Raw genomic sequence first — 18,538 nt, forward strand, 5'->3', positions numbered from 1 at the left:
AAGATGACTGAACCTACGATTTTAGCGATCGAATCTTCCTGCGACGAGACCTCTGCTGCCGTAATACGCGGCGGCAAGGTGTTGTCCAATATCATTGCCACACAAGCCGTTCACGAGAAGTATGGCGGTGTGGTGCCGGAGCTAGCTTCCCGTGCACATCAACAGAATATCATACCGGTTGTTTCGCAGGCCCTGGCTACTGCAAATGTAACTAAAAGTGAGTTAAATGCAGTGGCTTTCACGCGCGGTCCCGGATTATTAGGTGCCCTGCTGGTGGGCTGCTCGTTTGCCAAGTCGTTTGCGCTGGGGCTAAACATTCCGCTGATAGAGGTAAACCACATGCAGGCGCATATCCTGGCCCATTTTATAGACGACCCCAAGCCAAAGTTTCCGTTCCTGTGCCTGACCGTGAGCGGCGGCCATACCCAGATCGTGCACGTAAAAGACCACCTGGATATGGAGATCATCGGCCAGACAACGGACGACGCCGTTGGCGAAGCTTTTGACAAGACGGCCAAAATGCTGGGCCTCCCGTATCCCGGTGGACCCATGCTGGACAAAGCTGCTGCTACCGGTAACCCGAAGGCGTTTCCTTTCCCGGTCGGGAACATGCCCAACTATGATTTCTCGTTCAGCGGGATCAAGACCTCCGTGTTATACTTCCTGAAAGATAAAACGAAAGAGAACCCCAACTTTGTACAGGAGAATATGGCCGATATCTGTGCCAGTGTGCAGTATACGCTGATCAGGACATTATTGAAAAAGCTGGTAGAGGCCTCGAAAGATCTGGGCATCAACGAAATTGCCATAGCCGGTGGAGTATCGGCTAACTCGGGTCTTCGGCAGACGCTGCAGGATTACGCCGGGAAGTATAACTGGAATGTGTATATACCGGCCTTTCAGTACTGCACCGATAATGCAGGTATGATCGCGATGGCAGCTCATTTCCAGTACCTTAAAGGAGACTTCGCCGACCAGTACGTGAGCCCAGAGCCAAGGCTGAAGTTCTAGGAAGCTAGAGAGTTAGAAAGTTAAAGAGGTTGAGAGTAACTAACCGAAATTTCCCTCTTGTGAGGGGTAGGAAGGTAACAATTAACAACTAACAATTAGTAATGAGAAATCCTTTTCGTCCCGGCGATAACAAAGTATACGTGAAGCATGTAACAGCAGCAGACTTTGCTCGTTTTGACGATGGGCTGGTGCATGCCGTCTGCTCTACGTTCTCGCTGGCGCAGGCTGCCGAATGGGCAGGCAGGTTGTTTGTGCTGGAGATGAAAGAAGAAGATGAAGAAGGGATAGGTACTTTTCTGACGATCAACCACAAAAGCCCGGCATTTGAGGGGGAGGATGTCGTAATAACTGCCACCTTGAAATCGCAGGAGGGGCAGGAGGTGATCTGCAGCTACAAGGCTGTAGTAGGTGAACGCCTGGTGGCCGAGGGCGAAACCGGTCAGAAGATCTTAAAGAAAGAAAAACTAGCCAGAGTTCTGGCTCCTAAGAAAGTATAAATGGCAAAAGAGAAAGACAGGATACAGAAGCATGTGAACATCGTAAACCGCCGTGCTTCCTTCGAGTACCAGTTCCTGGACAAGTATACCGCAGGCGTTATGCTGATGGGCACAGAGATCAAATCGATACGCGAAGGCAAGGTAAACATGCAGGATGGCTACTGCGTGTTCCATAACGACGAGCTGTGGCTGCACAACGTGCATATTTCTACCTATACCGAGGGTACTCATTACAACCACGAGCCCATGCGTACACGCAAACTGCTGCTTAACAAGAGCGAACTACGCAAACTGGCCAATAAGTCTGAAGAGCAGGGGGTAACCATCATTCCCACCCGGATCTTTATCAACGACCGGGGCTTTGCCAAGGTAGAGATTGCGCTGGCCCGCGGCAAAAAGCTTTACGATAAGCGCGAAGACATCAAAGCCAAAGATGTGAAGCGTGAAATGGAGCGTAGCGGGTATTAAGCGCTTACGCACAATTATGAATTACGAATTAGAAATTAGAAATTAGGGCCAGTTTTACTGGCCTTTTCTATTTGAAGAGCTCCAGCAGGTATTTTTAATTCATAATTTCTAATTCATAATTAAAAAACGTGGAATACGGAATAAGCTTGCTGAGCTATGTGGCTTTGCGGGCAGAGACATCAGACAGGGCCGAAATAGTCACTCATATGCTCTTTGGGGAGTGTTACGAGGTAGTAGCCCGGCAGGATAATTGGGTTTGCGTGCAGCTTGCCTCAGACAACTACAAAGGCTGGATAGACTATAAGCAGCACAACCCCGTAACGGTTGCCTATTACCAGGAGTGGAAAGCTGCTCAGCATCCCCGTGTACTGGAGGTGTTGCAGGTGGTCAGCAAAGAGGATGTTCGCATACAGGTAGGGCTGGGAGCATACCTTCCTTTCCTGGAGGGGACACAGTTTAGGGTAGGGGAGGAGAGGTATACCTATAACGGCCTTGCCTCAGACCCAGCTGCGGAGTTGGTTCCAGAGAAGGTTGTAGAAGTAGCATACAACTTTCTGAGATCTCCATACTTATGGGGAGGAAAGTCGGTGTTCGGTATTGATTGCTCTGGGTTTACACAACAGGTTTTCGGAGTGTGCGGCTATCAACTTCCGCGCGATGCCTACCAGCAGGTTGCGTGCGGCGAGGAAGTGCATTTTGCCAACCAGACCAAGCCAGGCGACCTTGCTTTCTTCGCAAACTCGGAAGGCCGGGTTACGCATGTCGGCATTATGCTTGATGGCCAGCGCATCATGCACGCGCACGGCGAGGTGCGCATCGATACCCTCGATCATAATGGTATTTACAACAGCGATCTCAAACGCTATACCCACCAACTCCGCATCATCAAGCGTATTTTTTAGTAAGTGGCTGTTTTTTCTCTGAACTTAGGCTGTAAGTTGTTGGTTTTCTTTCGTATAAGCCTAAGTTCAGAGAAGAGTCATGAAAAATCGCGTGCTTATACTTAATCAGGATTTTAGTGCTATCGCGGTTTGCACGGTACATAAAGCTTTTCTTCTCGTTTACCTCGAGAAAGCCGAAATGGTAACCAAAGCAAAAGATTATTACCTGCATACTGTCAGTCATACCTATCCTGTCCCTTCTGTTATCCGCCTTCAGAACTATGTGCGGGTGCCCTATCATGGCATTGCCCTTAGCCGCCATAACATCATGCGCCGCGACAACTATGCCTGCCAGTACTGCGGAGCTGCCAAGAACCTGACACTTGACCATCTGCTGCCCCGCTCCAGGGGTGGGGAGACATCGTGGTATAATCTGGTAACAGCTTGCATGCGCTGCAATACCCGCAAAGGCGATAGAACGCCCGAAGAAGCCGGCCTTAAACTCCTTCAGAAACCAAAGAAGCCTTCGCTCCAATCCTTCCTTAAACTGCACCTGGATATGCACAACGAAGACTGGCGTGTGTACCTCGGGTTGGAAAAATAAGTTGTAATATAGTGTTACTAATATATTTAGCAGGTGTGTTTTAAGTGTGTGTAAATCAGTTGGTAGTAGTCTTGTAGGTTTGCTGTTGGTGGAAGTGATGATTTGGATTGTTCGTTATTAGCTTTGATAGCGTATGTAAGCGGTATTTTGAGGGTTTGGGTTTTCACTTCTGCTGTTAGTTGGGCTTGTAGGAGAGATGTCGACTCAAGTATAGACACACCCCTGCACCCCTTTCAAGAGGGGAATTGCTGCTTATTGCCTCTTTTCAAGTATAAGTTTGATGGCTGCTGTTGGTCATCCCCCTACCCCCCCTTCAAAGGGGGACTTGGTTCCCGTTGCATAGCCGCTCACGAAGCAGTGATGTTTCCAGTCCTTGGGTTGAGCGCCTATGCGAGTTTTTCCGGTGTTGCGTGAGCAACATTGCGACGATAGGAGCAAAGGAAAAGCTCCCAGCGCGATGCCTGAGGACGAGGCCCCGCGGCCCTGAGCGTGCCAAATTATAAAATGAAACTACAGGCAAGTAAAGCTGAGCAAGAAAGGCAACTACGAAGTGAAGTCTTGCTGGCTGCAAGTATAAGCTTCAACTATAGTTCTGAAGAAGGTTGGCAAGTCGGAAAGACAGAGTAAGAAAGTACTAGATGTACAGCTTCAGAACCCAAGCTAGTTGAGACATTACCATATTACAGATGTGTTAGGTACCTACACTTATATATGAGTAACTATTTGCAATATATAGTATACACTTATCCTTGATAGCACACCCTTTACTAATTCCTGCACTGCCTTTACTCCCGATAAGTATACTTCCGGATTTTACATCGAACTAAAGCGGTTTAATTTGGCTTATAATCAAAGTATTTATTACTTTTGCGCTTTCATCCGGGTGGATGGCCCGAGGCACTTGTGTCGCGGGAAATGTAAAACTAAACCAAACCGGCCTATTGCTCTAAGTCGGTGGCTTCTCCAGAGCAGCAAAACATTATGAGTAATTCTCCAGAAAATTTCGATTGGGACAAGTTTGAGTCTCAAGGTTTCGGCGGCGGCTACAGCAAAGAAGAGAAAGCCGAAATGGAAAAAATGTATGACGACACCCTGACTACCGTACAGGAGCAGGAGGTTGTTAAAGGAACTGTTGTTGGCATCACTGATCGTGACGTGATCCTGAACATCGGTTTCAAATCAGACGGCTTGGTTGCTACTTCAGAATTCAGAGATTTGCCTGATCTGAAAATCGGTGACGAAGTTGAAGTATTTATCGAAGACCAGGAAGATCCAAACGGTCAGCTTATCTTATCCCGTAAGAAAGCGAAAATCGTTTCTGCCTGGGCTAAAATTTACGATGCACTTGAGAATGACAACATTCTGGAAGGCGTTGTTAAGAGAAGAACCAAAGGTGGTCTTATCATGGACCTTTACGGTGTTGAAGCGTTCTTGCCAGGTTCTCAGATCGATGTTAAGCCAATCCGCGACTTCGATGTGTTTGTAGGTAAGAAAATGGAAGTGAAAGTTGTGAAAATCAACGCCGCTTTCGACAACGTGGTTGTATCTCACAAAGTACTTATCGAGAAAGACCTGGAGCAGCAGCGTGCCGCTATCCTGAACAACTTAGAGCGTGGTCAGGTACTGGAAGGCGTTATCAAGAACATGACAAACTTCGGTGTGTTCATCGACCTTGGTGGCGTAGACGGTCTGCTTCACATCACAGATATTTCATGGGGCCGTATCAACCACCCGGAAGAAGTATTGCAGCTTGATCAGAAAGTACAGGTAGTAGTACTTGACTTTGATGATGACAAGAAGCGTATTTCTCTTGGCATGAAGCAGCTTACTCCACATCCGTGGGACGCGCTTCCAGCTGAGATCGAGGTTGGCTCTAGAGTTAAAGGTAAGATCGTTAACGTTGCTGATTACGGCGCGTTCCTGGAGCTTATGCCAGGCGTTGAAGGTCTGATCCACGTTTCTGAAATGTCATGGTCACAGCACCTGCGCAACCCACAAGACTTCATCAAGCAAGGCGACGAGGTTGAAGCAGTTGTACTGACACTTGACCGCGAAGAGCGTAAGATGTCTCTGGGCATTAAGCAGCTTACTGAAGATCCTTGGACAAAAGAAGATGTGTTGACGAAATATGGTGTAGGCACTAAGCACACTGGTATTGTTCGCAACCTTACAAACTTCGGTCTGTTCCTGGAGCTTGAAGAAGGTGTAGACGGCCTGGTACACGTATCTGACCTGTCCTGGACTAAGAAGATCAAGCACCCATCTGAGTTCGTGAAAGTTGGTGACAAGCTGGATGTAGTTGTTCTGGAGCTTGATGTTCCTAACAGAAGACTTGCCCTTGGCCACAAGCAACTGGAGGAGAACCCATGGGATACATTCGAAACTGTATTCAACATCGGATCTGTACACAAAGCAACTGTACTTGAGAAATCAGACAGAGGTGCTACACTGGAGCTGCCTTACGGTATCGAAGGTTTCGCATTCCCGAAAGGTCTTGCAAAAGAAGACGGTTCTCAGGTAGAAGCTGGTGACACCCTTGACTTCCGTGTAACTGAATTCTCTAAAGACGATCGTAAGATCATTCTTTCGCACACTGCTACTTTCTCTGAAGCTGACAATGCGCGTGTAGCAAAAGCTACTAAGAAAGCTGCTCCTGCTGCAGGTGAGAAGAAAGAGCCAAAAGCTCCTAAAGTTCAGAAAGAAGCAGATCGTTCTACTCTTGGTGACCTGGATGCTCTTTCTGCCCTGAAAGAGAAGATGATGGACAACGAGAAAGAAGCTGGTGTTAAGAAGTTAGAAGCTGCTGCTGCTAAAAAAGCACAAGGTTCTGACGAAGCATCTGAAGAGAACAACGCTTAGTTTTAAGCTTGTATCATAGTAAAAGCCCCGGAGCAATCCGGGGCTTTTTTGTTTTATACTTGTACAAAGTATAAATTGAAGTATAAATGTTAATTTGCTGAAGTATGTGTGATGATGTCCATTTGTGCTTTGGTTTAAACACCAAGGTTATTAAGAATGTCATTATACTTAAAATACAGATAACAGTCATAGTGACGTTTATCCAGAAGTAGGCAGCAATTGTAATCAAGAATTTAAAATGAAGATTCGGATTAATTTATTCAAGAATATTCTGTTAGGAATAATAATAATCTTCCTCGACTTGGTTGTTTATTTGCTTCTTGGAACAATGATGATGGGCTACGACGACTCCTATGATGAGAGCAAAGGTGAGTACTGGAGTTGGGAGAGTATGAACGACTTTGACAAAGCAGTTGTAGTCGGACTCTACTTTTGGCATGCAGTAAACATCGTCGGGATATGCTATCTAATCTACAAGTTTATAAAAGGAACTAAGCAGCGGACAGAAACTGCATTGACCGACAGCTAATAATACTTTGAAAAAGGTATAATTGCTGTTTTTGACCTATTTTCTGGAAAAGAGGCGGGAAATGGAAAGAAACAACTTCTGCCAACAAGGTGTAAGCGTCAGCTTCGGCCGCCGGCCTTCGCCGTCGTTTACACTTGACGTTATACTAAACAAGGCAATAAAAAGCGGCTTTTTTTCGACAAAAGAAATCTAAGTTAAACGATAGAGCCAGCACATAGCTTCAAATAATTACGCCTGAGCATTTTAGCCTGTATCAACACAAGCTGCAATAATTTAACGGCCTTCCTGCATAATATCTGCTGCTAATACCGTTATACCTTTTGTATTTATCACATTTCTTCCGAGCAAGTTTTTTTAAATTCTACTTCCTATAACTGAATATGAAACCTTATTTTTGTAACAGGATCTCGTGTTGGTAGTTTCAGGTATGGCTTTTCCTAAAATACAATTCATATTGCAAAGATGCTTCGTGGCATCTCTTTTCTGTTTGTCCCTGCTTTCCTGTCAGGAATCGAAAAAAGAGGACCAATCAGGTAACGTATCGTCGGAGGAGCAGGAAGATACCAGGCAGCGGGTGGCTGTTCCGGCTTCGTTTACCCCAGCCAAAGCCGAGAGGCTAAGTAACCAACTCGATTCTATTTTCACGAAGCTGCACAAGCGGAATGGCTTTAACGGAACCGTGCTGGTTACCAAATATGATCAGGTGATCTACAAAGGTGCTTTCGGCTATGCTGACTTTTACCGGAAAGATACCCTGACTACAGAAACAGCTTTTCAACTGGCCTCCGTATCAAAGCAGTTTACCGCCATGGCCATTATGATGCTGAAAGAGCAAGGCAAGCTCCGCTACGATGACAGTGTGCAGCAGTATATACCTACTTTCCCGTACAAAGGCATCACCATCCGGCAGTTGCTTACCCATCGCTCCGGCTTATCGAACTATACTTATTTCAGCGATCAGCTTTGGCCCGACCGGAACAAAGCCATTACCAACGAAGATGTGCTGAACCTGATGGCTGTGCACAAGCCAAGACCTTACTACGAGCCCAATACGCACTTCAACTACAGCAACACAGGTTATGCACTGCTGGCTTCTATTGTAACCAAGGCCTCGGGCATGCCTTTTCCTGTGTTCATGCAAAAACATATTTTCGGGCCTTTGAAGATGCGGAACACGTTTACCTATAGCGAGAACGCTACCGCCCTGACGGGCAAAGTAGCAACAGGCCATACCGGCCGCAGACAGAAAAGAACAACGGATTACCTGGATACCGTACTCGGCGACAAAGGCTTGTTCTCTACCGTAGAAGATCTGTATAAATGGGACCAGGCACTGTACACCCAAAAACTGGTAAAACGGAAAACCCTGGAAGAAGCCTTTACCGGCACCCGCACAGAAAAGCGGAAGAAAGAAGATTATGGTTTTGGCTGGCGCATTCTTCCACTGGAGAGTGGCGATACCGTGGTATACCATGCAGGCTTATGGCACGGCTATACGACGTACCTCTTGCGAAACCCCAAAGATCACAGCGCCCTGATAGTGCTGAGCAACCTACCAAATGGCAGTCTGCGGCACCTTAAAGAGTTAAGAAGTTTTTTGTATCCGCCACAGCCTGATAACGGCGCAGAAGCAAATCAAACTAAAAACGCCAATGCCCGGTTATAAAGACGAGGATGCCCAGGAGAGGAAATCTGCTCTATGAAGAAAGTATAAAGTATGAAAACAGGAGAGCAGTGCAAGTGTAAAACCAGCATATCAGAAGTAAATAAAAAAGCAGTAGTCAGTAAAAAAAAGCTCCTATAGTTTGACAAACATACTTCTCTTTGTATATTTGCACTCCCAATCACGGTAACGTGGCCGAGTGGCTAGGCTCAGCTCTGCAAAAGCTGCTACAGCGGTTCGAATCCGCTCGTTACCTCTTAAAAACAGCCGCAACAGGTTTTATACTTGCTGCGGCTGTTTCTTTTCCGGCCTCGCTTATTGCACTGTTTTCCCACTACAATCTGCATACGGTTACTGAGTACTGGATGTCAGATGCTTATACTTTGGCGCACGTTTTTTTGATCCGGAGCTAATCTTTTAAGCCTTTCTTCCGTAATGGTAGCTAAATCAACCAACACGATACCTGCACCCCAGCAGGAACCTCATTAAAAACTATAGCAAGAGCAGAGCGGCCTATTGTTTTCTCAGGCGCTGAATAGGACACAAATCATACAGAACTGAGCTCAGGAGATATCAGGCAAGGCACTGGCTCCATCAATACCCGACCACCTTCAATACATAACAGAAAGCAAACCTATTGCATACTTAGAGTAACTATAGATGAAGATCATAGATTTGCGCATCATGCGCGGACCAAACTACTGGTCAGTTACACATCCCAAAATAATTGTTCTGAAACTGGCTCTGGATGAGCTGCAAGACAAACTAACCCATGAGGTACCAGGCTTCCTCAATCGCCTGCAGAAGTTGTTCCCGGGCATGTACAGCCATCGCTCCACAGAGGGCACAGAAGGGGGCTTCTTCAAAAATGTAGCGGATGGTACCACCTTCGGGCATGTAGTGCAGCACGTGGCCCTGGAACTGCAGACAATGGCAGGTATGGAGTCTGGCTTCGGCCGCTGCTACCCGGCACACGAAAAGGGCTCAGTATACGTCATCTTCTCTTACCAGGAAGAGCGGGCAGGAGAGTATGCAGCACATACTGCCGTGCGTATTACAGAAGCGCTGGTAAAAGGCGAACCATGCCGTATACAGGACGACGTTACGCGTCTGCACCAGATCCGGGAAGACGAATACTTCGGACCGAGTACGTACTCGATCGTTTCAGAGGCAGTGAGTCGTAACATACCTTATATACGCCTCAACCGCCACTCTCTTATCCAGCTTGGCTATGGTGTAAACCAGAAGCGCATACAAGCCACCCTTACCAGCAACACCGCCTGTTTTGCTGTAGAAATTGCCGGCGATAAAAATGCCACAAAAGAACTGCTCGATGAAGCAGGCATACCAGTACCAAAGGGAACTACCGTTTACTCCATGGAAGAACTCCGGGAAGCGGTAAATAGGCTGGGATATCCGCTTGTGCTGAAGCCGCTCGACGGAAACCACGGCAAAGGCGCTACCATCAACATCACGAACTTCAAAGATGCGCAGAAGGGCTTTTCGGAAGCACGCAAGTACTCCAATGCTGTTATGGTAGAGCAGTTCATCGAAGGCTCAGACTTCCGCTTACTGGTGATCAATGGCAAGTTCGTGGCGGCGGCCATGCGTACGCCGGCTATGGTAACAGGGGATGGCGTATCTACGATAAAGCAGCTGGTTGACCGTGAGAACAAGGACCCGAGACGGGGCATAGGCCACGAAAAGGTGCTGACGAAGATAACAATCGACACCCATACAAAAAATATTTTAAAGGCTCAAGGGCTTACTAGTCAATCGGTTCTGGCGGAAGGGCAGGTGGTATACTTAAAAAGTACTGCTAACATAAGTACTGGAGGCACTGCAACCGACGTTACTGATCTAGTGGATCCGTACAACATCCTGATGGCAGAGCGAATAGCCGGCATTATTGGCCTGGATATTTGCGGTATTGATGTGATGACGACGGATATCGCTATTCCGCTGAACGAGACGCGAGGAGCGGTACTGGAGGTAAATGCAGCGCCTGGGTTCCGGATGCACATTTCGCCAACCTATGGGTTGCCGCGCAACGTAGCCGAACCAGTTGTAGACATGCTCTTCCCACATGGCAAACCTTCCCGTATCCCGATCATTGCGGTAACGGGTACCAACGGTAAAACCACCACCACGCGCCTGATCGCGCACATGGTAAAACATAAAGGCTACCAGGTTGGTTATACTACCACCGACGGCATCTACATTCAGGACAAGCTGCTGGAGAAAGGCGATACGACCGGCTCTTACAGCGCCGAGTTTGTACTGAAAGACCCGACCGTAAATTTTGCGGTGCTTGAGTGTGCCAGAGGAGGCTTATTGCGTTCAGGGCTGGGGTTCCAGCAGTGCGACATCGGCATTGTAACGAATGTGAGCGCGGATCACCTGGGCTTGCGCGACATCCATACGCTGGAAGATCTGGCGAAAGTAAAGTCTGTCATCCCGAAGAGCGTAAGCAAAGACGGGTATGCCGTACTGAATGCCGACGATGACCTGGTATATGCCATGGCAGAAGAAGTACAGTGCAACGTAGCTTTCTTCAGCATGGACGAAAACAACCCGCGCATCCTGAAGCACATTGCAAAAGGAGGGCTGGCTGCAGTTTTTGAGAACGGCTATATCTCCATTTTCAAGAACAGCTATAAGATCCGGATCGATCGTGTGGCAGATGTGCCGCTTACGTTCGGGGGTAAGGCGAAATTCAACATCGAGAACATACTGGCGGCAACGCTGGCCGGCTATATCTCGCATTTTGAAATAGATGATATTAAAACGTCGCTTCGCACGTTTATTCCTTCGCCTACAAAAACGCCGGGTCGTATGAACCTGTTCAAGTTCCCTCAGTTTGAGGTGCTGATAGATTATGCGCACAATGTAGGAGGTATGAAAGCGATCGGTGATTTTATGGAAGACGTGGAGGTGAGCAAGAAAGTCGGCATTATTGCCGGCGTTGGCGACCGCAGAACCGAAGACTTCTATGAATTGGGCAAAGTAGCGGGGCAGATTTTTGATGAGATCGTCATACGCCTTGACAACGACCTGCGCGGTAAGTTGCCCGAAGAGATCACCATACCGTTAATGCAGGGCATTGAAGAGGTGGCACCTTACAAGACAGTGAAGCTGATACCAGAGGAGATGCGCGCCATTGCTTATGCCCTTGAGACTGCAGTGGAGGATTCTTTCATTGCCATTTTTACAGAAGACATAGCTGAAGCTGTGAAGCTCGTCGAGAACTTCAAAGTGATTCAGGATAGAAAGGTTCTTGTTGATTAAAATTTCTAACGCTGGCGTTAGAGCTATTACATGTGAACGATGGACTAAAGCCCCTTCCTCAGGAACGGGGCTTTTTTTATGGAGGTGGGGGAAGTGCGTGTAGAGCAATGGGACCGAAGTTTCCTGCTGACGCCAAACTTGCAACATGGGGTGGGCATGGAGAAAGACTAAGATGGCGCGAGCGTCCTCGCTCGTGACGGGCTATAGTTGGGCCTTTGGCCCAGTCGAGTCACAGACTCAACATCCTAATAAGACACGGGTTGCAAACCCGCGCCAGCAAAAGAAGATAAGGTTAGAATTCCCCTCCTTTGTCAAGGAGGGGTAAGGGGTGGGTTTATACTTTTGCATACTGCACTGTAGCTACCAAAGACACTCACAGGTCATTAAGACACTGTGAGGTCATCCTGTTCATCCTTACACATCCTGCAAATCCTGATTCAGACAAATAAAAAAGCCCCTGCTAGTTAAGCAGGGGCCTTTTTATACTTGGTTTATACTTTCTATTTTAGTACAAAAGAGGTTTTTCCGATCATGAAGCCATCTGAATAAAGCTCTACAGTATGCTGGCCTTTCTTATACTCTGCGTTTTTGTCGTACACAAAGCTTACCTGCTGCTGGGTGTTGTCGAAAACGATGTCGCGCTTGGCTGTGTAATACATGTCTTCGCCATCGATCTGGAATGAGCCGGAACCGGTAGACAGGTTGTACAGGGCAGCTCCGTCTGGCTCGATCAAGCGCATGTAAATTGTCTTAGGCTCTTTTTCAGCTACATCGTTCTTGGCAAGTTTGAAAAGTACACGGATCTTGTCTACTCGCTTGGCTTTGAACTCGTTGTCGTTGTCTTCTTTCTCTTTTCCACGCTGGTTGATCACGTTTACCACCAGGCTTTGAGCCTCCAGGCGTGAAGCCACTTTCACCTTCTCTGTCAGGTTCTGGTTTGTAGACTTCATGGTGGTAAGGCTGTCAGAAAGCTTGTTTTGCGTCGTTTTCAGCGTGGTGTTCTCCGTGAAAAGAACTTCGTTGTCCTCCTTCAGTTTAGCAATCTCCTCGTCCTTAACCTTTAACTGCTTTTCAAAAGCACTTGCTCTATCGCGGAAACGGCGCTGGTCAGCCAGGCTGTAGCTGCTTTTGCGGAAACCACGTAGTTCGTTCAGGTCTGAGGTGATAGCTGCAATTTTAGATTCCAGCGAATCGTTCTCCAAACCCATGGCCTGCAGTTCCTGGCTCTGGCGCTCAAAGTCGGCTTTCAGTGCCTCGTATACTTTGATCTGGTTTTCCAGTTCACTGTTTTTAACTCTGATAACTTCTGCCTGCTCTTCTGTCTTCTCTTTTTTCTGATAGTTCATATAGAGCAGAATACCATTGATGCTGATAAGGATGACGAGGAGGCCGCCGATCAGAAGCTTGCGGTTGCTTCTCTTTTCAGAAGGATTCATGGGCGTTTCTTCTTGTTTTGGTTTTGCATTTTTTTCCAGAGTGTTCATTAGCTTGTTAGTTTGATAAGGGTTTTATTAGTGCGCAAGTTTCAAATATAAGAGTTTTGCTTTATTATCATACAATATGACTCAAGAATTTAGCGCCAGTTATTGGCAGAAACGTTACGAAAATGCACAGACCGGGTGGGACGTTGGAACCATAACGCGGCCACTAAAAGAATATTTCGATCAGTTGCAGAATAAGGGCCAGCGGATCCTGATACCCGGCTGCGGAAACGCCTACGAAGCAGAATACCTGTTCGGGTTAGGCTTCAGAAATGTATTTTTAGTGGATGTGGCAGAAGCGCCTCTGCAGTCTTTTGCTGAGCGGGTTCCCGGTTTTCCAAAAGCACAATTGTTGTTACAGGATTTCTTTTCGCTGGAAAGCAAGTATGATCTGATCGTGGAGCAGACGTTTTTCTGTGCCCTTCATCCCGCTCAGCGTCAGGCGTATGCAGCAAAGTGTGCCGAACTGCTGACCCCGGGTGGTAAACTGGTTGGCTTGCTGTTCGACACTGAATTTCAGCACGAAGGACCTCCCTTCGGGGGCAGTCGCGAAGAGTATCGCACCTACTTCGAACCATACTTTAAGTTTCTGCACTTCGAAACAGCCTATAACTCCATTCCGCCACGGCAGGGCAGGGAGCTGTTTATAGAGTTAGAGAGTTAGAGAGTTAGAGAGTTAGAGGGTGGTGAGTATGGCAACAGATTTATACTTGTTCCCAACTTCTAATTCCTAATTCGTAACTCGGCACTCGGAACTCGTAACTGATATAGCTATCTTTGCAGCACCCAAACGGGTTTAAAAAGATGTGTTATGTTTGAGATACCTAAATTAAAGTATACTGAGTCAGGTAATTTCTTCCTGATGGCCGGCCCTTGCGCCATTGAGGGCGAGGAAATGGCCCTGCAAATCGCTGAGCGCCTGAAAGAGCTAACCGACAGGCTGCAGATTCCGCTTATCTTCAAGGGCTCTTACCGCAAAGCCAACCGTTCGCGCCTCGATTCTTTTACCGGCATCGGCGACGAAAAGGCCCTGCGCATCCTGCAGAAAGTAAGCCAGACCTTTGATGTTCCAACCGTTACCGATATACACGAGTCGCATGAGGCTGCCATGGCCGCTGAGTACGTGGATGTGCTGCAGATACCGGCTTTCCTGTGCCGCCAGACGGACCTGCTGGTTGCTGCTGCGAACACGGGCAAGGTCGTGAACATCAAGAAAGGGCAGTTCCTTTCGGGTGAGGCCATGCGCTTTGCCGTAGACAAGGTACGCGAATCCGGAAACGAGAAAGTAATACTTACCGACCGCGGCAACAGCTTCGGCTACTCCGACCTAGTGGTGGATTTTCGCAACATTCCTGAAATGCAGGCAACCGGTGCCCCGGTGGTTATGGACGTAACGCACTCGTTGCAGCAGCCAAACCAGAGCTCCGGCGTTACAGGTGGTAAACCCGCCCTGATCGAGACCATCGCCAAAGCAGCCATAGCCGTAGGAGCCGACGGCCTGTTCATCGAAACGCACCCGCAACCAGGTATAGCCAAGTCTGACGGAGCCAACATGCTGCCGCTGGACCAACTGGAAGGCCTCCTGCAGAAGCTGATCCGTATAAGAGAAGCAGTACGTTAAGCGTTTATACTTTATAATAAGGCTGGTGCACCTCTGGCTCAGGCCTGAGGTGCACTTTTCGTTTTACAACAAAGCAACACCATGAGCAACAGCAGCTATTCCCCGGATTGGGATGTATATTTTACCTTCGTAGACAACCTGCCGGCCTTTTTCAGTGTGGACCTTGGCCTGGCCGACATCGCCCCGATGCAGGACAAACCCGATCTGATAGAAATAGTGATCGGCCTGCAGCAACCGGATGAGGATGGTTTTCCGGGAGAGGGGGAGTGGGAAGTACTGGAAGAGATGGAGGATACCATGGTAAGTACGCTAGAGGCTCGCCTGGAAGCGCAGTACGTTGCCAAAACGCTGAACAATGGGAGGCGTGCGCTGTATTTCTACACCGGAGAAACCCTGTTGCTGGAGCAGCTCATGGAAGAAATTACTGCCCAATTCAGTAGCTATGCTATCGAATACCAGGTAAGCGAAGACCCGGAGTGGAACATCTACCTGGAGTACCTGTACCCGGATGAAGAGGCCATGCTGAAGATCAACAACAACCGCATGTTGCAGGCCCTGGAAGAGCAGGGCGACCAGCCGCACATACCGCGCAACATCAGCCACTGGTTATACTTTAAAAGCGAGCAGGACCGAAAAGCCTGTGCTGAAGCCTTGCAGGAGGAGGGCTTTACTGTGCAAAGTATGGCCGAAACGCAGGATGTGGACGGAATGCCTTTCGAGCTGGAAGTATACCGCGAAGACAAAACCGATGAGGACACGATAACAGAAGTGACGGGTCTGCTGTGGCAACTTGCCGCAAACTATAACGGAGACTACGACGGCTGGGAGACAATCGTGTTACAGGAAAACGCCTAGAGGCATTTTCATACTTGTGCAACGTACAGGCAAAAGCAGGCATCTGAGCAAAAAGCCCACAAATTTTGCTTGTACGAAAGTATAATCAGAGCTAACGGCTACGGCTGCTTCTCCGCTTTTTTCTCATAAACCATTCTGGCCAGGCTGCTTAGCAGCATCGATGACTGAATAGCCGATCGAATCACGTTGAGTAGTTTTTGTTTCATACTAAGGGTGTTTGGTCGTCTTGTAATGCTCCGGCAATGTTACTGGAGCAGGTAGTGGTGCGGTTGTTTACTTAAGAATGCCTTCGCGGTAAGCCCAACTGATCAACTGGTAAGAGTGGCTGAAGCCCAGCTTTCGGAGCATTTTCTGGTGGCATTGCTCCACCTGGTTCTCACTCCAACTAAATCGTTCCCCAATTTGCCCGTTCGTCAATCCATCTGCCAGCAACGCGATAACCCTGCATTCTTTATTGGTAAGCTGTTTTAAGTTTCTGGTCATACAAATCATTCCTAAATTCCCATCGGCCAGTTTGTTTCCATAAGTACTTATCCTCTAATTTATTAAGTACCAACAGCGTGTACAATACTCACTTTTGATGATTTTACAACATTTTTCTGGGTATCTGCTGCAGGTGGAACAGGAAAAGAAACCCGCCATTTAAGAATCCGGCCTTGCTGAGCTGGTTTATGGTTATGGAACAGGAGGCAGCTTCTGTTTTTTTGTTATACTTGAAGCATAATCATGTAAGTATAAAACAATGCCTGATTCATTTCTGATTACCTATAAAACCCCGATCCGGCGGCTGCAGCACCTGGTTAACATGCACTACCTGGAGGTACCAGCGGAAGTTGTGCAGCAGCTGGGCGGCAAGTTCAATGTACGGCTCCTGTGTACCGTAAACAGTGCGCTTACTTTTCAGTGTGGGCTGGTGGCGCTGGGCAGCGGGAGTGGCTACATCAGCCTGAACGCCAAAAGAATGAAAGAACTGGGCGTCAGAGTTGGCGAACAGGTGCAGGTAAATCTCCGGAAAGACGAAAGCCGCTACGGAATGGAGATGCCGGCTGAGCTGGCTGAGTTGCTGGAGCAGGACGAGGAAGGGAAAAGGCGGTTTGGTACGCTTACACCGGGCAGGCAACGCTACATCATCCACTATGTAGCCTCGGTAAAAAGTTCTCAGCTACGCATCGATCGCGCCATCCTGCTGATCGAAAACCTCAAGATGCTACCCGCAGGAAAGGAGTCTTTCAGGGGGATGCTTGGTCTGACCTGATTCTTTATTTATTCTTAAGACCTGAATAAACCCCTTTTACCATTAAAATCATTTCATTCACCCGGGTTTTTGCAAAAGTTGATTTAAGTCATTTTTGGCTTACTGGTAACTGCTTAGCTTTGAGTATATTAAGGAGGGTGGTTATGGACAACAAAAGCAAAGCAGTACTGGAAACACTGGGATATTCACTCAGCAACGACTTAGCAAAAAAGCTCTTCAACGACGTGTACGCCTATATCCTGTATAACGACACGGATATTTTCCTGGAAGTGCTGGATTTTAGAATGAATATCCAGGAAACGACTACCTGTGCTGAAGATTATCACTTCTTTAAGTTCATGCTCCAGAAAATGCTCGAAAAACATCCGTCCAGGCTGGTTACACTTAACCCGCTCTCTGACAATATCGCTGCCTGAGTTTACTCTTCCAGAAACTAACTCCTGTAATTGCTTACACTTACCCGATGGGCGGCCAGCACGGCAAGCCCGAATAACAGCACCGCCACCACCTGGTGCAGCACCCCCAGTGCTACAGGCACTGCCAGAAGTAAGGTCGTGATCCCGAGTACCGTTTGCAGCAGCCCGGTAAGCAGCATAAGCCCTGCAAGGTTTCGGGTAGCTGCAGGCATGGTAATCCTGCGGCTCTGTTGCCAGAAATAAAACAACATACCTAGCACCAGTACTGCAACCCATCGGTGCATAAACTGCACCGCAGCCCCGTTCTCCCATATAGTACTCCAGCTAAGATATCCCGCCAGGTGCGAAGGGAAGAACTCGCCTTCCATTAACGGGTATGTGTTGTAAGAGAAGCCTGCCTTCAGGCCTGCCACAAATGCCCCTAATTCGATCTGCAGCAACACCAGGATCAGCACCGTCCAGGCCAGCCTCCCGGAAGCAGGAGTTACCGGCTTTTGTATCTTTCTTGCAGAAACAAGATCGGCCACCGTCCAGAGTATAACCCCGATGAGTATGATGGCCAGGGTCAGGTGCACCGCCAGCCGGAAGTGGCTCACGTGCGGGTTATCTACCAGCCCGCTTTTAACCATCAGCCAGCCCATTACGCCCTGCGCCGCGCCCAGCAGCAGGATAAGCAGGAGCCTGCCGAATAGCCAGGCGGAGAGCTGCTTTTTTACCAGAAAGTAAAGGAACGGAAGTATAAACACGAGCCCGATCACGCGGCCAAGAAGCCGGTGCAGGTACTCCCACCAGAAGATCTGCTTAAAACCATGTAGCGACATGCCCGTATTCAGCTTCTGGTACTCCGGGAACTGTTTATACTTTTCGAAAGCAGCTGCCCAGGCAGCATCCGTCAGCGGGGGCAGGGTGCCTGAGATCACATTCCATTCAACGATGGATAGCCCGGAGCCGGTAAGGCGGGTAATTCCCCCGATCACCACCATGGCCAGGATCAGGAAAGCTCCGCTCAGGAGCCACAGTACAAGGGCTTTGTTGTAGTTAGTTTTCTGCGCCATAACAAGAAGGCAAAGTTGCTTCCTGCCGTTTGTCTTGCAGATGATAAGAATCACC

The 18,538-nt window shown here is 48.1% G+C and carries 16 protein-coding genes and 1 tRNA gene; 14 read left to right on the plus strand and 3 right to left on the minus strand.

Annotation, left to right across the window (positions count from 1 at the left end; genetic code table 11):
- Positions 1 to 3 precede the first annotated feature (3 nt).
- The 9 genes from tsaD to cphA all read left to right on the plus strand — a co-directional run bounded on the left by tsaD (position 4) and on the right by cphA (position 11,800).
- Positions 4 to 1,011, plus strand: coding sequence for a tRNA (adenosine(37)-N6)-threonylcarbamoyltransferase complex transferase subunit TsaD (gene tsaD, locus MJ611_RS14975; RefSeq protein ID WP_250430782.1), 1,008 nt, complete (start codon positions 4 to 6; stop codon positions 1,009 to 1,011).
- Positions 1,012 to 1,112: 101 nt separating this feature from the next.
- Positions 1,113 to 1,508 carry a thioesterase family protein gene (locus MJ611_RS14980; protein ID WP_250430784.1) on the plus strand — a complete coding sequence of 132 codons (396 nt, stop codon included), beginning with the start codon at positions 1,113 to 1,115 and terminating at the stop codon, positions 1,506 to 1,508.
- On the plus strand, positions 1,509 to 1,976 hold the full coding sequence (gene smpB / locus MJ611_RS14985) for an SsrA-binding protein SmpB (protein ID WP_250430786.1): 468 nt from the start codon (positions 1,509 to 1,511) through the stop codon (positions 1,974 to 1,976).
- Positions 1,977 to 2,104: 128 nt separating this feature from the next.
- Positions 2,105 to 2,878, plus strand: coding sequence for a C40 family peptidase (locus MJ611_RS14990; RefSeq protein WP_250430788.1), 774 nt, complete (start codon positions 2,105 to 2,107; stop codon positions 2,876 to 2,878).
- A 79-nt stretch (positions 2,879 to 2,957) separates the two neighbouring features.
- Positions 2,958 to 3,461 carry an HNH endonuclease gene (locus MJ611_RS14995; protein ID WP_250430790.1) on the plus strand — a complete coding sequence of 168 codons (504 nt, stop codon included), beginning with the start codon at positions 2,958 to 2,960 and terminating at the stop codon, positions 3,459 to 3,461.
- Positions 3,462 to 4,442: 981 nt separating this feature from the next.
- A complete protein-coding gene (rpsA, locus tag MJ611_RS15000) occupies positions 4,443 to 6,320 on the plus strand; it encodes a 30S ribosomal protein S1 (protein ID WP_250430792.1) in 1,878 nt (625 codons plus the stop codon).
- 998 nt (positions 6,321 to 7,318) lie between these two features.
- Positions 7,319 to 8,515: a serine hydrolase domain-containing protein gene (locus MJ611_RS15005; RefSeq protein ID WP_250430794.1), complete on the plus strand. Its 1,197-nt coding sequence runs from the start codon at positions 7,319 to 7,321 to the stop codon at positions 8,513 to 8,515.
- A 182-nt stretch (positions 8,516 to 8,697) separates the two neighbouring features.
- Positions 8,698 to 8,768 (plus strand) — tRNA-Cys (locus tag MJ611_RS15010).
- A 404-nt stretch (positions 8,769 to 9,172) separates the two neighbouring features.
- The gene (cphA, locus tag MJ611_RS15015) at positions 9,173 to 11,800 is read left to right on the plus strand and encodes a cyanophycin synthetase (protein ID WP_250430796.1); all 2,628 of its coding nucleotides are present in this window, start codon (positions 9,173 to 9,175) and stop codon (positions 11,798 to 11,800) included.
- A gap of 500 nt (positions 11,801 to 12,300) precedes the next feature.
- Here cphA and MJ611_RS15020 read toward each other — a convergent pair whose 3' ends face one another.
- Positions 12,301 to 13,284 carry a hypothetical protein gene (locus tag MJ611_RS15020; RefSeq protein ID WP_250430798.1) on the minus strand — a complete coding sequence of 328 codons (984 nt, stop codon included), beginning with the start codon at positions 13,282 to 13,284 and terminating at the stop codon, positions 12,301 to 12,303.
- A gap of 76 nt (positions 13,285 to 13,360) precedes the next feature.
- Between MJ611_RS15020 and MJ611_RS15025 the strand changes: the two genes are divergently transcribed.
- From MJ611_RS15025 to MJ611_RS15035, 3 genes are all read left to right on the plus strand, one after another.
- A complete protein-coding gene (locus MJ611_RS15025) occupies positions 13,361 to 13,945 on the plus strand; it encodes a methyltransferase (protein WP_250430800.1) in 585 nt (194 codons plus the stop codon).
- A 147-nt stretch (positions 13,946 to 14,092) separates the two neighbouring features.
- Positions 14,093 to 14,902, plus strand: coding sequence for a 3-deoxy-8-phosphooctulonate synthase (kdsA, locus tag MJ611_RS15030; protein ID WP_250430802.1), 810 nt, complete (start codon positions 14,093 to 14,095; stop codon positions 14,900 to 14,902).
- A gap of 81 nt (positions 14,903 to 14,983) precedes the next feature.
- Complete coding sequence (locus tag MJ611_RS15035) at positions 14,984 to 15,757, plus strand: DUF695 domain-containing protein (protein ID WP_250430804.1); 774 nt, start codon at positions 14,984 to 14,986, stop codon at positions 15,755 to 15,757.
- 273 nt (positions 15,758 to 16,030) lie between these two features.
- Here the strand turns inward: MJ611_RS15035 and MJ611_RS15040 are convergent, their stop codons facing one another.
- The gene (locus MJ611_RS15040) at positions 16,031 to 16,240 is read right to left on the minus strand and encodes a response regulator transcription factor (RefSeq protein WP_250430805.1); all 210 of its coding nucleotides are present in this window, start codon (positions 16,238 to 16,240) and stop codon (positions 16,031 to 16,033) included.
- 259 nt (positions 16,241 to 16,499) lie between these two features.
- On the opposite strand from MJ611_RS15040, the gene MJ611_RS15045 reads away from it, so the two are divergent.
- Positions 16,500 to 17,012 carry a YdeI/OmpD-associated family protein gene (locus MJ611_RS15045; RefSeq protein WP_250430807.1) on the plus strand — a complete coding sequence of 171 codons (513 nt, stop codon included), beginning with the start codon at positions 16,500 to 16,502 and terminating at the stop codon, positions 17,010 to 17,012.
- A gap of 143 nt (positions 17,013 to 17,155) precedes the next feature.
- Positions 17,156 to 17,428: a hypothetical protein gene (locus MJ611_RS15050; protein ID WP_250430809.1), complete on the plus strand. Its 273-nt coding sequence runs from the start codon at positions 17,156 to 17,158 to the stop codon at positions 17,426 to 17,428.
- Positions 17,429 to 17,445: 17 nt separating this feature from the next.
- On the opposite strand, the gene MJ611_RS15055 is transcribed toward MJ611_RS15050, so the two are convergent.
- On the minus strand, positions 17,446 to 18,483 hold the full coding sequence (locus tag MJ611_RS15055) for a COX15/CtaA family protein (RefSeq protein WP_250430811.1): 1,038 nt from the start codon (positions 18,481 to 18,483) through the stop codon (positions 17,446 to 17,448).
- Positions 18,484 to 18,538 lie beyond the last annotated feature (55 nt).

Origin of the sequence: Pontibacter ruber (assembly GCF_023630205.1) — a bacterium.
Classification (GTDB): Bacteria; Bacteroidota; Bacteroidia; order Cytophagales; family Hymenobacteraceae; genus Pontibacter; species Pontibacter ruber.

What these genes read in the sequence shown, in the direction of transcription:
- tsaD (WP_250430782.1), top strand. Translation starts at nt 4, where the DNA reads ATGACTGAACCTACGATTTTAGCGATCGAATCTTCCTGCGACGAGACC.
- MJ611_RS14980 (WP_250430784.1), top strand. Translation starts at nt 1,113, where the DNA reads ATGAGAAATCCTTTTCGTCCCGGCGATAACAAAGTATACGTGAAGCAT.
- smpB (WP_250430786.1), top strand. Translation starts at nt 1,509, where the DNA reads ATGGCAAAAGAGAAAGACAGGATACAGAAGCATGTGAACATCGTAAAC.
- MJ611_RS14995 (WP_250430790.1), top strand. Translation starts at nt 2,958, where the DNA reads ATGAAAAATCGCGTGCTTATACTTAATCAGGATTTTAGTGCTATCGCG.
- rpsA (WP_250430792.1), top strand. Translation starts at nt 4,443, where the DNA reads ATGAGTAATTCTCCAGAAAATTTCGATTGGGACAAGTTTGAGTCTCAA.
- cphA (WP_250430796.1), top strand. Translation starts at nt 9,173, where the DNA reads ATGAAGATCATAGATTTGCGCATCATGCGCGGACCAAACTACTGGTCA.
- MJ611_RS15020 (WP_250430798.1), bottom strand. Translation starts at nt 13,284, where the DNA reads ATGAACACTCTGGAAAAAAATGCAAAACCAAAACAAGAAGAAACGCCC.
- MJ611_RS15025 (WP_250430800.1), top strand. Translation starts at nt 13,361, where the DNA reads ATGACTCAAGAATTTAGCGCCAGTTATTGGCAGAAACGTTACGAAAAT.
- kdsA (WP_250430802.1), top strand. Translation starts at nt 14,093, where the DNA reads ATGTTTGAGATACCTAAATTAAAGTATACTGAGTCAGGTAATTTCTTC.
- MJ611_RS15035 (WP_250430804.1), top strand. Translation starts at nt 14,984, where the DNA reads ATGAGCAACAGCAGCTATTCCCCGGATTGGGATGTATATTTTACCTTC.
- MJ611_RS15040 (WP_250430805.1), bottom strand. Translation starts at nt 16,240, where the DNA reads ATGACCAGAAACTTAAAACAGCTTACCAATAAAGAATGCAGGGTTATC.
- MJ611_RS15045 (WP_250430807.1), top strand. Translation starts at nt 16,500, where the DNA reads ATGCCTGATTCATTTCTGATTACCTATAAAACCCCGATCCGGCGGCTG.
- MJ611_RS15050 (WP_250430809.1), top strand. Translation starts at nt 17,156, where the DNA reads ATGGACAACAAAAGCAAAGCAGTACTGGAAACACTGGGATATTCACTC.
- MJ611_RS15055 (WP_250430811.1), bottom strand. Translation starts at nt 18,483, where the DNA reads ATGGCGCAGAAAACTAACTACAACAAAGCCCTTGTACTGTGGCTCCTG.